Below are 11,397 nucleotides of genomic sequence, written 5' to 3'. Positions count from 1 at the left end.
CGTGATCGAGTTCCAGGCCGTGACCAAACGCTTCGATGACGGCACCGTCGCCGTCGACGAGCTGACCCTCTCCGTGCAGGCGGGCACGATCACCGTGTTCGTCGGGCCGTCCGGCTGCGGGAAGACCACCTCGCTCCGCATGGTCAACCGGATGGTGGAACCCACCTCGGGCACCATCCTGGTCAACGGAAACGACATCAGGGACTCCGACCCGGCGCTGCTGCGCCGCGGCATCGGCTACGTGATCCAGCAGGCGGGCCTGTTCCCGCACCGCAGCGTGCTGGACAACATCGCCACCGTGCCGCTGCTCTCCGGCTGGACCCGGCGCAAGGCGCGGGCCCGCGCGGCCGAGCTGCTGGAGACCGTCGGCCTGCCCTCGGCGCTGGGCTCGCGGTACCCCGCGCAGCTCTCCGGCGGGCAGCAGCAGCGGGTCGGGGTGGCCAGGGCGCTGGCCGCGGACCCGCCGGTGCTGCTCATGGACGAGCCGTTCAGCGCGGTGGATCCGGTTGTGCGCGAAGGACTTCAGGACGAGCTGCTGCGGTTGCAGGCCGAGCTGGACAAGACCATCGTCTTCGTCACCCACGACATCGACGAGGCGGTCCGGATCGGCGAGAAGATCGCGGTGTTCCGGCAGGGCGGCGTGCTCGCCCAGTACGCCACCCCGGCGGAGCTGTTGACCAGGCCCGCCAACGACTTCGTGGCCAACTTCGTGGGCAAGGACCGCGGCTACCGCGGACTGTCCTTTGTGGAGGATGGCGAGCTGGACCTGCGCTCGGTGGCCACCGTGCAGGTGGGCGCGCAGCGGCGGGCCGGCACCGGCTGGACGCTGGCGCTGGACGAGCGGAACCAGCCGCGCGGCTGGCTGCCGCCGGAGTCCATCGCGGACGGCCAGGTCGCGGAGGCCTCGCTGGTGCCGGGCGGTTCGCTGCACGTGCGCGGCACCGCGCTGCGCGGCGCGCTGGACGCGGCGCTGTCCTCGCCGGCCGGGCTCGGCGTGGTGGTGGACGAGCAGGGCGGCTACTCCGGCGTGGTCACCGCGCAGCAGGTGCTCGACCTGCTGGCGCGGCACCGTGAGCAGGAGACGGGCAGGGTCTGAGCGTGTTGGACGACTTCAGTCGCTACCTCAGCAGCCGGGCGAACCTGGAGGGGGTGCTCAGCGGCCTGCTGGAGCACGTGCTGCTCTCCCTGGTCCCGGTGCTGATCGGCCTGCTGCTGGCCATCCCGCTCGGCTGGCTGGCCCAGCGCACCCGGTTCCTGCGCACCCTGTTCCTGGGCACCGCCAACATCGTCTACACCGTCCCGTCACTGGCGCTGTTCGTGGTGATCCCCGGCCTGCTCGGCACCCGGATCACCGACCCGGTCAACGTGGTGGTGGCGCTGACCGTCTACACCACCGCGCTGCTGGTGCGACCGGTGATCGACGCGCTGGACTCGCTGCCCAACCACGTGATCGCCGCGGCCACCGCGATCGGCTTCAAGCCGGTGCACCGGTTCTTCGCCGTCGACCTGCCGCTGTCCGTGCCGGTGCTCACCGCGGGCGTGCGGGTGGCCGCGGTCAGCAACATCAGCCTGGTCAGCGTGGGCGCGCTGATCGGCGTCGGCGGGCTCGGCGTGCTGTTCACCGACGGGTTCCGGGTGCAGGACTTCCCGCCGATCATCGTCGGCATCGTGCTCACCCTGGTGCTGGCGGCCCTGGTGGACGGGGCGCTGGTGGTGCTGCGCAAGGTGCTCACCCCGTGGACCAGGGTCGGAACCGGAGGCGCGGCGTGATTCAGCAGCTGATCGACTGGCTGGCCGACCCCGCGCACTGGCAGGGGCCGGACGGCCTGCCCAACCGGTTGGCCGAGCACCTCTACTACACGCTGATCGCGGTGTTCGGCGCCGCGGCCATCGGCATCCCGCTGGGCCTGTTCGTCGGGCACACCGGGCGCGGCGGGCTGGTGCTGGTCGGCGCCTCCAACGCGATGCGCGCGCTGCCCACGCTGGGCCTGGTGACCTTCCTGTTCCTGCTCGGCGGCGGCTCCCAGGTCTCCACCCTGATCGCGCTGATCGTGCTCGCGGTGCCGCCGATCCTGGCAGGCACCTACGCGGGCGTGCAGGACACCGACGCCGGGGTGGTCGACGCCGCCCGCGGCATGGGCATGACCGGCTGGCAGCGGCTGTGGCAGGTCGAGGTGCCCAACGCGCTGCCGCTGCTGCTGGGCGGCCTGCGCAACGCGATGCTGCAGGTGGTGGCGACCGCGGCGGTCGCGGCCTACGTCGGACTCGGGGGACTGGGCCGGGTGCTGCTGGACGGCATGCGGATCTACGACTACCCGAAGGTGGTGGCGGGCGCGTTCGCGGTGGCGCTGCTCGCGGTGGTGCTGGACCTGCTGCTGGCAGGACTCCAGCGGATCGTGGTGCCGCGTGGCCTGCGGGTGGCGGCGCGCGCGGCGGCGATCGCCCGCGGCGCGACCAAGGTCCGGGCGAAGTCCAACGGGGACAACAACTCAGCCAAGATCGAGACCCGGACCGCGGAGTCCGGTGTCGCTGGAGGGACAAGGTAATGAAGCGGAACCTGGCGGCGCTGGCCGTACTGGTCCTGGCCGCGGTGAGCGCCTGCGGGGCGCCATCGGACCCGCTCAAGGACAACGCGCCCGCCGCGGACGGGACGATCAAGATCGGCTCGGTCGACTTCCCGGAGAACAAGCTGCTGGCCCAGATCTACGCCACCGTGCTGCGCGAAGCGGGGGTCAAGTCCGAGGTGGCCAGCCCGGTGTCGGCGCGCGAGGTGGTGCTCAAGGGCCTCAAGGACGGCTCGTTCACCCTGGTGCCCGACTACAGCGGCAACCTGTTGCAGGCGCTGGACCCGGCCACCACGCTGACCAAGTCCGAGGACGTCTACAACGCGCTCAAGCAGAAGACCGGCCCGGACCTCGAGGTGCTGGAGCCCGCGCCGGGTGAGGACAAGGACGTGCTGGTGGTGACCCAGCAGGTGTCCCAGCAGTTCAACCTGAAGTCCATGGCCGACCTGGGCCCGAAGTGCCCGCAGCTGACCCTGGCCGCGGCAGGCGAGTGGAAGACCCGCTGGGAAGCCAAGATCAAGCAGCTGTACAACTGCACCTTCAAGGAGATCCGCTCCACCGACGCGGGCGGCCCGGTCACCCTGGACGCGATCAAGGGCGGCTCGGCCCAGGTGGCCAACCTGTTCACCACGGCCTCGGCGATCAGCACCAACAACTTCGTGCAGCTGGCCGACCCGAAGAACATGTACCCGGCGCAGAACGTCATCCCGCTGGCCAAGAGCGGCAAGCTCAAGGACGCCGCCAAGCTCGCCCTGAACCAGATCTCCAAGAAGATCACCACCGAGAAGCTGGCCGCCGCGGTCAAGCGGATCGAGGTGGACAAGGAGAACCCGCAGGACGTGGCCTGGGACTTCGTGAAGCAGAACGCGGGCTCGTAAGCGGACGGCTCGCGGGAGAGGCGTGGCGCGCCAGCGACACGCCGGGCTCTTGACCAGCGGTGGGGTTGATTTTTCGCGTCGCCTTGTCGTGTGCCCGACGCATCCGAAGCTTGCTTCGCGTGCGGCGGGTGCACGACGAGGCGACTGAAGAGCGAAAAATCCCGCGCGCGGAGCGCGCCAATCAGACTCTGCCGCCGATCCTGGCGGTCAGCCCGGCCGCGCTTTGCACGGCTTCCGCCGCCAACTCGGGCCAGTCCTGGCCGCACTCGTGCTCGCACTCATGCCGGATGGTCAGGCTGATCGCCGCCACCGGCCGGCCGCCGTGGTCGAACACCGGCACCGCCACCGAGGCGAACCCGGGCGTGACGTGGCCGTCCTCCACCGCCCAGCCGCGCTGCCGTTCCGCGCTGAGCAGCCGCCGCAGCGCGGGCAGGTCGCGCGGGCCGCGGCCGGTGCGGTCGACGAACGCGCGCGCGGCCGGGAACAGCGCCCTGACCTGCGCGGGCGGCAGGCCGCCGAGGATGGCCCGGCCGGAGGCGGTGAGCTGGGCGGGCAGCCGCACACCGACGTCGGTGACCAGGGTCTGCGGCCGGTGCGGCTGCTCTTTCAGCAGGTAGAGGGCTTCCGCGCCGTGCAGCACGCCCAGGTGCGCGGTGGTGTCCACCCGGTCGACCAGGCGGCGCAGCAGCGGGCGGGCCAGGCGTTCCAGGGGGTCGTGGCGCAGGTAGGCCGAGCCGAGCTCGAAGGTGGCCACGCCGAGGCCGTAGCGGCGCTCCTCGGTGAGGTGGGTGACAAAACCGGCGCTGACCAGCTCGGTGAGCAGGTGGTAGGTGGTCGAGCGGGGCAGCTCCAGCTCGCGGGCGATGGCCGCGGCGGAGATCGGCCCGGCCCGGCTCGCCAGCAGCCGCAAGACCGCCAGCCCCCGCCGCAGCGCGGGAATGTCGCTGCTCGCGCCCACGGCCGCTCCTCAACACGTCTGGGATCCCAGACAGTGTCACCCCAACCGGGATAGCCGTGCCAGTCGGTCACAGGTTCTGATGGGCACATGCAGCAACCGGTACCCGTCGGCTTGAAGCCGCTCTCCCGCGAGCAGGTCGTCGCGGTGGCCCGCGGCGGCGCGTCCGTGGAGATCACCGCGGAGGCCCAGGAGGCCATGGCGGCCACCAGGGCGCACATCGAGGCCCTCGCCGAGGCGACCACGCCCACCTACGGCGTGTCCACCGGCTTCGGCGCGCTGGCCGTCCGGCACATCCCGCCGGAGAAACGCGCCCAGCTGCAGCGCTCGCTGGTCCGCTCGCACGCCGCGGGCGCGGGACCGGAGGTGGAGGCCGAGGTGGTGCGCGCGCTGATGCTGCTCCGCCTGCGCACGCTGACCAGCGGTCACACCGGCATCCGGCCGCGCACCGCGGCGACCATGGCCGCGCTGCTCAACGCGGGGCTGGTGCCGGTGGTGCACGAGTACGGCTCGCTCGGCTGCTCCGGCGACCTGGCCCCGCTGTCCGCGGTGGCCCTGGCGCTGATGGGCGAGGGCCAGGTCAGGGACGAGTCCGGGCGGCTGCGACCGGCCGCCGAGGCCATGCGCGAGCACCGGATCGAGCCGGTCAAGCTGGCCGAGAAGGAAGGCCTGGCGCTGATCAACGGCACCGACGGCATGCTCGGCATGCTGGTGATGGCCGCCGCCGACCTGCACCGGCTGCTCGACCTGGCCGACGTCACCGCCGCGATGAGCGTGGAGGCGCTGCTGGGCACCGACCGGCCGTTCGCCCCCGAGCTCCAGGCGCTGCGCCCGCACCCCGGCCAGGCCCGTTCGGCGGCCCGGATGTTCGCCGCGCTGGCCGGTTCGCCGATCGTGGCCAGCCACCGCGGCCCGGACTGCACCAGGGTGCAGGACGCCTACTCGCTGCGCTGCTCCCCGCAGGTGCACGGCGCGGCCAGGGACACCCTGGCCTACGTGGAGACCGTGGCCGACCGGGAGCTGGCCGCCGCGGTGGACAACCCGGTGGTGCTGGCCGACGGCCGGGTGGAGTCCAACGGCAACTTCCACGGCGCGCCGGTGGCCTACGCGCTGGACTTCCTGGCCATCCCGATCGCGGACGTGGCCAGCATCGCCGAGCGGCGCACCGACCGGATGCTGGACGTGGCCCGCTCGCACGGGCTGCCGCCGTTCCTGGCCGACGACCCCGGCGTGGACTCCGGCCACATGATCGCCCAGTACACCCAGGCCGCACTGGTCTCCGAGCTGAAGCGGCTGGCCAACCCGGCCTCGGTGGACTCCATCCCCAGCTCGGCCATGCAGGAGGACCACGTGTCCATGGGCTGGTCCGCCGCGCGCAAGCTGCGCAAGTCGGTGGACGGCCTGACCACCGTGCTGGCCATCGAACTGCTCACCGCGGCCCGCGCGCTGGAACTGCGCGCCCCGCTCGCCCCGGCCCCGGCCACCGCCGCCGCGCTGCGCGTGCTCCGCGAGCACGTCGCCGGCCCCGGCCCCGACCGCCACCTCGCCCCGGAGATCGCCGCCGCCGAACGCGTGGTGCGTTCCGGCGAGCTGCACGCCGCGGTCGAGCCATTCCTCTCGACGACTCATGGAGGGTGAAGTGACCACCGCAGGCCCCCGTCCGGTGCGCGCCGCGCGCGGCACCGAGCTGACCGCGCGTGACTGGTCCACCGAGGCCGCGCTGCGCATGTTCCACAACAACCTCGACCCCGAGGTGGCCGAGCGCCCGGACGACCTGGTCGTCTACGGCGGCACCGGCAAGGCCGCCCGCGACTGGAACAGCTTCGACGCGATCACCCGCGAGCTGACCAACCTGGCCCCCGACGAGACGCTGCTGGTGCAGTCCGGCCGCCCGGTGGGCGTCATGCGCACCCACGAGTGGGCGCCGCGGGTGCTCATCGCCAACTCCAACCTGGTCGGCGACTGGGCCAGCTGGCCGGAGTTCCGGCGGCTGGAGCAGCTCGGGCTCACCATGTACGGCCAGATGACCGCGGGCTCCTGGATCTACATCGGCACCCAGGGCATCCTGCAGGGCACCTACGAGACCTTCGCCGCGGTGGCGAACAAGCGCTTCGGCGGCACCCTGGCCGGCACGCTCACCCTCACCGGCGGACTCGGCGGCATGGGCGGCGCGCAGCCGCTGGCGGTCACCATGAACGAGGGTGTCGCGCTCTGCGTGGAGGTCGACCCCGACCGCGCCCGCCGTCGCCTGGAGACCCGCTACCTGGACGAGATCGCCGAGGACCTGGACGACGCCGTTGAGCGCTGCCTGGCGGCCAAGCGGGAGCGGCGTCCGCTGTCCGTGGCGGTGATCGGCAACGCGGCCGAGGTCTTCCCCGAGCTGCTGCGCCGGGGCGTGGACATCGACGTGGTCACCGACCAGACCTCCGCGCACGACCCGCTGGCCTACCTGCCCAAGGGCGTGGACCTGGCCGACTGGCACGACTACGCGGCCAAGAAGCCGGATGAGTTCACCGACCGGTCCCGGGAGTCGATGGCCGAGCAGGTGGAGGCCATGGTCGGCTTCATGGACCGGGGCGCCGAGGTCTTCGACTACGGCAACTCCATCCGCGGCGAGGCCAAGCTCGGCGGCTACGACCGGGCCTTCGACTTCCCCGGTTTCGTGCCCGCCTACATCCGGCCGCTGTTCTGCGAGGGCAAGGGCCCGTTCCGCTGGGCCGCGCTTTCCGGCGACCCCAAGGACATCGCGGCCACCGACCGCGCCATCCTGGAGCTGTTCCCGGAGAACAAGGCGCTGCACCGGTGGATCACGATGGCCCAGGAGCGGGTCGAGTTCCAGGGCCTGCCCGCCCGGATCTGCTGGCTCGGCTACGGCGAACGCCACCTGGCCGGGCTGAAGTTCAACGAGATGGTGGCCAGCGGCGAGCTCTCCGCGCCGATCGTGATCGGCCGCGACCACCTGGACTGCGGCTCGGTCGCCTCCCCGTACCGGGAGACCGAGGCGATGGCCGACGGCTCGGACGCCATCGCGGACTGGCCGCTGCTCAACGCCCTGATCAACACCGCCTCCGGGGCCACCTGGGTGTCCATCCACCACGGCGGCGGCGTGGGCATCGGCCGCTCCATCCACGCCGGTCAGGTCACCGTGGCCGACGGCACCCCGCTGGCCGCGCAGAAGCTGGAACGCGTGCTCACCAACGACCCCGGCATGGGCGTCATCCGCCACGTCGACGCGGGCTACTCGCGGGCCGATGAGGTTGCGGCGGAACGCGGTGTGCGGGTGCCCATGGAAGGGGTAGCGAAGAAGGCATGAGCACTGCGACGGGGTTGCTGGCGGAGATCGCCGGCGTCGGGGCCGACCGCCAGCGCGGCGGCTACTCCCGGCATGGGTTCGACCGGGTCGAGCTGGAGCTGCGCGAGTGGTTCACCGCCGAGGCGCTCAAGCGCGGGCTGGCGGTGGAGTCCGACCGCAACGGCAACCTCTGGGCCTGGTGGGGCGCGCCCGGCCAGGACGCGGTGATCACCGGCAGCCACCTCGACTCGGTGCCCGGCGGCGGCGCCTTCGACGGCCCGCTCGGCGTGGTCTCCGCGCTGGCCGCGGTGGACGTGTTGCGGGCCAAGGGTTTCCGTCCGAACCGGCCGTTCGCGGTGACCGTGTTCGCCGAGGAGGAAGGCGGCCGGTTCGGGGTGCCCTGCCTGGGTTCCAGGCTGATGGCGGGCACCATCGACCCGGACGCGGCGCGGCGGCTCACCGACCTGGACGGGGTGACCCTGGCCGAGGCGGTGGCCGCGGCCGGGCTGGACCCGGCCCGGCTGGGGCCCGATGACGAGGCGCTGTCCCGGATCGGCTGCTTCGTGGAACTGCACGTGGAGCAGGGCAAGGGACTGATCGAGGTGGACGCGCCGGTCGGGGTGGCCTCCTCGATCCTGGCGCACGGGCGCTGGCGGTTCCGCTTCACCGGCGAGGGCAACCACGCCGGGGCCACCCTGATCGGCGACCGCACCGACCCGATGCTGCCGGCCGCCCAGCTGGTGCTGGCGGCCAGGGCCGCGGCCAACGCGGTGGACGGGGCGCGGGCCACCGTGGGCAAGCTCATCCCGAATCCCGGTGGCACCAACGTGATCGCCTCCGCGGTGGACGTGTGGCTGGACGCGCGCGCGGCCACCGACGAGGTGACCCGCAACGTGGTCGCCGAGATCACCGCGGCGGCCAGGGACGCGGCCGAGTCCGAGGGCTGCCAGGTCACCGTGACCGAGGAGTCCTACGGCGACACGGTGATCTTCGACCCGGCACTGCGGGACCAGCTGGCCGCCCAGCTCGGCGGCGTGCCCGCGCTGCCCACCGGAGCGGGCCACGACGCAGGCATCCTGGCGGCCAAGGTGCCCACCGCGATGCTGTTCGTGCGCAACCCCACCGGCATCAGCCACGCCCCCGCCGAGCACGCCGAACCGGCCGACTGCGAGGCCGGGGTGGCCGCGCTGGCCCACGTCGTCGAGCAGCTGACCCGATGAGCACCTACTGGTGCGAACAGGCCTGGCTGCCCGGCGGGGTGACCGGCGGCGTGCTGGTCCGCACGGACCGCGGCGTGATCACCAGTGTGTCCATAGTGGACAGTCCTCCGCTCGGCGCGCGGCGGCTGCCCGGGGTGGTGCTGCCCGGGTTCGCCAACGCGCACTCGCACGCCTTCCACCGGGCGCTGCGCGGCCGCACGCACGGCGACGGCGGCACCTTCTGGACCTGGCGCGAAGGCATGTACGCGCTGGCCGCCAAGCTCAACCCGGAGAACTACCTGCGGCTGGCCCGCGCGGTGTACGCGGAGATGGCGCTGTCCGGGGTGACCGCGGTCGGCGAGTTCCACTACGTGCACCACGCCCCCGGCGGCAAGCCCTACGCCGACCCCAACGCGATGGGCGAGGCGCTGCGCCAGGCCGCCGCCGAGGCGGGCATCCGGCTCACCCTGCTGGACACCTGCTACCTGTCCGCGGGCTTCGGTGATCCCCTTGCCCCGGAACAACTCCGCTTCGGCGACGGCGACGCCGCGGCCTGGGCCGCCCGGGTCGCGGCCATGCCCGAGGACTCAAACACCCGCATCGGTGCGGCCATCCACTCGGTCCGCGCCGTGCCCCGCGACCAGCTGGCCGACGTGGTCAGTGGAGCCGAGGGCCGCCCACTGCACGTGCACCTGTCCGAGCAGCCCGCGGAAAACGAGGCCTGCCAGGCCGCGCACGGCCGGACCCCGGCTGAGCTGCTGCACGAGGCGGGCGCGTTGTCTCCGCGCACCACTGCCGTGCACGCCACCCACCTGACCGCCGGCGACATCGCGCTGCTCGGCGGCACCGGCACCGGCTCCTGCTTCTGCCCGACCACCGAGGCCGACCTGGCCGACGGCATCGGCCCGGCCCGCGAGCTGGCTGACGCGGGCAGCCCGATCTCCCTGGGCAGCGACCAGCACGCGGTCAACGACCCGATCCTGGAAGCCAGGGCGCTGGAACACCACGAACGCCTGCGCACCGGCCAGCGCGGCCGGTTCAGTCCCGCTGAGCTGCTTCAAGCGTCCACAGTGGACGGTCATCGCGCGCTCGGCTGGACCGACGCGGGAGTCATCGCCACCGGCAACCGGGCCGACCTGGTGGCGCTGCGCCTGGACTCGGTGCGCACCGCGGGCTGTCGCGCCGACCAGGTCCTGCTGGCCGCGACCGCGTCCGATGTGGACAGTGTGGTCAGCGGCGGCGAGCTGATCGTGCGCGGCGGCGAACACATCCGGCTCGGCGCGGCAGGACCGTTGCTGGCCAAGGCGATCAACGAGGTGTGGGCATGACCGTCCTGATCACCAACATCGGTGAGCTGACCACCAACGACCCCGAGCTGGGCCAGCTGACCAACGCCGCCCTGGTCCTCGACGGCGACCGCGTGGTCTGGACCGGCCCGGCCGATGCGGCCCCCGCCGCCGACAACCTGGTCGACGTGGAAGGCCGCGCCGCCCTGCCCGGCTGGGTGGACAGCCACACCCACCTGCTCTTCGCCGGCGACCGCACCGCCGAGTTCACCGCCAGGATGGCAGGCCAGCCCTATGCCGCCGGCGGCATCGCGGTCACCGTCAACGCCACCCGCGAGGCCACCGACGAGCAGCTCGCCGAGGGCCTGAGCCGCCACCTGGCCGAGGCCGCCAGTCAGGGCACCACCTACCTGGAAACCAAGACCGGCTACGGCCTGAGCACCGAACACGAGCTCCGCTCCGCCCGCATCGCGGGGCAACTGGCCGACGAGGTCACCTTCCTGGGCGCGCACCTGGTCCCGCCGGGCTGGGACGCCGACGACTACCTCCGCTTGGTCTGCGGCGAGATGCTGGACGCGGTCGCCTCGCACGTGCGCTGGGCCGACGTCTTCTGCGAGACCGGCGCCTTCGACGAGGACCAGTCCCGCGCGGTGCTCAAAGCCGCTGCCGCCAAGGGCCTCGGCCTGCGCGTGCACGGCAACCAGCTCGGCTACGGCCCCGGCGTCCGCCTCGCGGTCGAGCTGAACGCCGCCAGCGTCGACCACTGCACCCACCTCACCCCCAGCGACATCGACGCCCTGGCCAGCTCCAGCACGGTCGCCACCCTGCTCCCCGCCTGCGACCTCTCCACCCGCCAGCCCCTGCCCGAAGCCCGCAAGCTCCTGGACGCCGGCGCCACCATCGCCCTGGCCTCCAACTGCAACCCCGGCTCCAGCTACACCTCGTCCATGGCCTTCTGCGTGGCCACCGCGGTCCTCCAGATGCGCCTCACCGTCGAGGAAGCGGTCCGCGCGGCCACCTGGGGCGGGGCGCGGGCACTGGGCCGGGACAGCGGCGACGGCGCGGTCGGCGTGCTCCGGCCGGGGGCCCGCGCGGACGTGCACGTGCTGGACGCCCCGTCGGTGACCCACCTGGCGTACCGGCCGGGCGTGCCGCTGACCCACTCGGTCTGGCGCTGCGGACTGCGGGTCAGGTAGTTCCGGTCCGCCCGGACAGCGATCAAC

Annotated in this window: 10 protein-coding genes; 9 read left to right on the top strand and 1 reads right to left on the bottom strand. The window is 72.9% G+C overall.

The features are described from left to right. The first annotated feature begins 1 nt into the window (after position 1). Genes M8C13_RS30615 through M8C13_RS30600 form a run of 4 tightly spaced genes read left to right on the top strand, consistent with a single transcriptional unit; the run spans position 2 to position 3,442 of the window. Complete coding sequence (locus M8C13_RS30615) at positions 2-1,096, top strand: ABC transporter ATP-binding protein (RefSeq protein ID WP_252484220.1); 1,095 nt, start codon at positions 2-4, stop codon at positions 1,094-1,096. A gap of 5 nt (positions 1,097-1,101) precedes the next feature. Then, positions 1,102-1,770: an ABC transporter permease gene (locus M8C13_RS30610; RefSeq protein ID WP_252484286.1), complete on the top strand. Its 669-nt coding sequence runs from the start codon at positions 1,102-1,104 to the stop codon at positions 1,768-1,770. Continuing rightward, positions 1,767-2,546 (top strand): ABC transporter permease, encoded by a 780-nt coding sequence (locus M8C13_RS30605; RefSeq protein WP_252484219.1) that lies wholly within the window; start codon positions 1,767-1,769, stop codon positions 2,544-2,546. The genes M8C13_RS30610 and M8C13_RS30605 overlap by 4 nt, the downstream gene beginning before the upstream one ends. After that, positions 2,546-3,442: an ABC transporter substrate-binding protein gene (locus M8C13_RS30600; protein WP_252484218.1), complete on the top strand. Its 897-nt coding sequence runs from the start codon at positions 2,546-2,548 to the stop codon at positions 3,440-3,442. Before M8C13_RS30605 ends, M8C13_RS30600 begins: the two co-directional genes overlap by 1 nt. A 181-nt stretch (positions 3,443-3,623) precedes the next feature. Here the strand turns inward: M8C13_RS30600 and M8C13_RS30595 are convergent, their stop codons facing one another. Then, the gene (locus tag M8C13_RS30595; RefSeq protein ID WP_252484217.1) at positions 3,624-4,400 is read right to left on the bottom strand and encodes an IclR family transcriptional regulator; all 777 of its coding nucleotides are present in this window, start codon (positions 4,398-4,400) and stop codon (positions 3,624-3,626) included. An 87-nt stretch (positions 4,401-4,487) separates the two neighbouring features. On the opposite strand from M8C13_RS30595, the gene hutH reads away from it, so the two are divergent. From hutH to hutI, 5 genes are read left to right on the top strand one after another with little or no spacing between them, the layout of a single operon-like run. Beyond that, a complete protein-coding gene (gene hutH, locus M8C13_RS30590; RefSeq protein WP_252484216.1) occupies positions 4,488-6,035 on the top strand; it encodes a histidine ammonia-lyase in 1,548 nt (515 codons plus the stop codon). Between the two features lies 1 nt (position 6,036). Then, a complete protein-coding gene (hutU, locus tag M8C13_RS30585; protein ID WP_252484215.1) occupies positions 6,037-7,710 on the top strand; it encodes a urocanate hydratase in 1,674 nt (557 codons plus the stop codon). Further along, positions 7,707-8,909, top strand: a complete 1,203-nt coding sequence (locus M8C13_RS30580) for an allantoate amidohydrolase (protein ID WP_252484214.1) — start codon at positions 7,707-7,709, stop codon at positions 8,907-8,909. The genes hutU and M8C13_RS30580 overlap by 4 nt, the downstream gene beginning before the upstream one ends. Further along, a complete protein-coding gene (locus M8C13_RS30575; protein ID WP_252484213.1) occupies positions 8,906-10,216 on the top strand; it encodes a formimidoylglutamate deiminase in 1,311 nt (436 codons plus the stop codon). The genes M8C13_RS30580 and M8C13_RS30575 overlap by 4 nt, the downstream gene beginning before the upstream one ends. Then, complete coding sequence (gene hutI / locus M8C13_RS30570; protein ID WP_252484212.1) at positions 10,213-11,370, top strand: imidazolonepropionase; 1,158 nt, start codon at positions 10,213-10,215, stop codon at positions 11,368-11,370. The genes M8C13_RS30575 and hutI overlap by 4 nt, the downstream gene beginning before the upstream one ends. The last annotated feature ends 27 nt before the right edge of the window (positions 11,371-11,397 follow it).

The organism is Crossiella sp. SN42 (genome assembly GCF_023897065.1).
GTDB lineage: Bacteria > Actinomycetota > Actinomycetes > Mycobacteriales > Pseudonocardiaceae > Crossiella.
Note: the sequence above shows the minus strand (reverse complement) of the source record. Positions and strands in the feature narration are given on the sequence as shown.

Coding starts and splice junctions, on each gene's coding strand:
- M8C13_RS30600 (WP_252484218.1), top strand. CDS start 2,546: ATGAAGCGGAACCTGGCGGCGCTGGCCGTACTGGTCCTGGCCGCGGTG.
- hutI (WP_252484212.1), top strand. CDS start 10,213: ATGACCGTCCTGATCACCAACATCGGTGAGCTGACCACCAACGACCCC.
- M8C13_RS30575 (WP_252484213.1), top strand. CDS start 8,906: ATGAGCACCTACTGGTGCGAACAGGCCTGGCTGCCCGGCGGGGTGACC.
- hutH (WP_252484216.1), top strand. CDS start 4,488: ATGCAGCAACCGGTACCCGTCGGCTTGAAGCCGCTCTCCCGCGAGCAG.
- M8C13_RS30580 (WP_252484214.1), top strand. CDS start 7,707: ATGAGCACTGCGACGGGGTTGCTGGCGGAGATCGCCGGCGTCGGGGCC.